The sequence below is a fragment of the Streptomyces sp. NPDC048604 genome (assembly GCF_043199435.1).
In the GTDB taxonomy this organism is placed as follows: Bacteria; Actinomycetota; Actinomycetes; order Streptomycetales; family Streptomycetaceae; genus Streptomyces.
Window position 1 is genome coordinate 1 of sequence record NZ_JBICVX010000040.1, and the last position, 2034, is coordinate 2034.

A 2034-nucleotide genomic window follows, 5' to 3' on the forward strand; every position below is an offset into this window, starting at 1 on the left:
GCGGCTCGGTGAAGAGCGACTGGGCCCCCGGCGCCTACAAGGGCCAGTGCAGGGACGACGAGTACCTCGCCGGCGTCGCCTACACCTGGAAGTGGAACCACGGCGGAGCCCCCGACGCCCTCCTCTGCCGCCCGCTGAACTGACCGACACACCCAGCACCCAACGCTAGGAGCACCACAGCCATGCCTCGACTGGAGATCGCCGCAGACGGCTTCCGTCTCGACGACCGTCCGTTCCGCATCATCTCCGGCGGACTGCACTACTTCCGCGTCCACCCGGAGCAGTGGGCCGACCGGCTCCACAAGGCGCGGCTGCTGGGGCTCAACACGGTCGAGACCTACGTCCCCTGGAACCTCCACGCCCCCCGGCCCGGTGAATTCCGGCTGGACGGAGGTCTCGACCTTCCCCGCTTCCTCGACCTCGCCGCCGCCGAGGGACTGCACGTCCTGCTCCGGCCCGGCCCGTACATATGCGCCGAATGGGAAGGCGGCGGCCTGCCCTCGTGGCTGCTCGCGGACGAGGACATCGAACTGCGCAGCCGCGATCCCCGCTACCTGAAGGCCGTGGACGACTACCTCGCATCGCTCCTGGCGGCCGTCGGTCCCTCCCTCGCGACGCGCGGCGGTCCCGTCATCGCCGTCCAGCTGGAGAACGAGTACGGGGCCTACGGTGACGACTCCGGCTATCTCGCCGACCTGGCCGAACTGCTGCACCGGCACGGCGTCGACGTCCCCCTGTTCACCTGCGACCAGCCCTCCGACCTCAAGCGCGGCGGACTCGACGGAGTCCTGCGCACGGTCAACTTCGGCAGCCGCGTGGAGTCGGGGCTGGCGGCACTGCGCGAGCAACAGCCCGAAGGCCCGCTGATGTGCTCCGAGTTCTGGATCGGCTGGTTCGACCGTTGGGGCGGCACCCATGTCACCCGGAGCGCGGAGGACGCTGCGGCCGACCTCGACCGGCTGCTGGCGGCCGGCGCCTCGGTCAACCTCTACATGTTCCACGGCGGCACCAACTTCGGCTTCACGAACGGCGCCAACGACAAGGGGACGTACCGGCCCACCGTCACCTCGTACGACTACGATGCCCCGCTGGACGAGGCCGGTGACCCCGGCCCCAAGTACACGGCGTTCCGCGAGGTCATCGCGCGGTACGCCCCCGTCCCCGACGAGCCGGTGCCCGCCCCCGCGCCCAAGCTGGCCGGGGCCGTCGGCGAACTCACCGCCTGCGCCGGTCTCCTGGACCAGGCCGAGCGGCTCGCCGGCCCCGCGGTGCACGCCGACCGTCCGGTCACCATGGAACAGCTCGGCCAGTCCTTCGGTTTCGTCCTGTACGAGACGACCCTCCCGGACGCCGGCCGCACCGTGCTCCACGTCGACGAGGTGCGCGACCGCGCCCAGGTGTTCGTCGACGGGCAGCCGGTCGGCGCCCTGGAGCGGGAGAACCACGAGCACGCACTGACCTTCTTCGTACCCCGGCGGGGCGCCCGCCTGGCCGTGCTCGTGGAGAACCAGGGCCGCGTCAACTACGGCCCGGCCATGCACGACCGCAAGGGACTGCTCGGCGCCGTCACCGCCAACGGCCTGCCCCTCGTGGACTGGTCCAGCAGTCCGCTGCCGCTGAACGACCCGAGCGCGCCGTCCTACACGGCACTGGACCCCACCGCGCCCCCGGTCGGACCGGCCTTCCACCGCGGACACGTGGACATCGCCCACCCGGCCGACGGCTACCTCGCCCTGGACGGCTGGACCAAGGGCCTCGTGTGGATCAACGGCTTCGCGCTCGGCCGCTACTGGTCCCGAGGACCGCAGACCACGCTCTACGTCCCCGCCCCGGTCCTGCGAGCAGGGCGCAACGAGATCACCGTCCTCGAACTGCACGGCTCCACGGGTCGCACGGTCGAGCTCCGCGGGACGCCCGACCTCGGACCCGCCGAGGACTGAGGCGCCGGCGCGGGGGGCGGCCGCCCCGCCCCGGGGGCCCGCCCCGGGCGCCCCCCCGCCCCGCGGGGCCGGGGCCGGGGGGGGGGGGGGGGCG

1 protein-coding gene is annotated in these 2034 nt (G+C 72.9%); it reads left to right on the forward strand.

All coding sequences use genetic code 11. From position 1 onward, the window contains the following. Positions 1-182: 182 nt before the first annotated feature. Positions 183-1940 (forward strand): beta-galactosidase, encoded by a 1758-nt coding sequence (locus ACGFMM_RS35740; RefSeq protein ID WP_393650659.1) that lies wholly within the window; start codon positions 183-185, stop codon positions 1938-1940. Positions 1941-2034 lie beyond the last annotated feature (94 nt).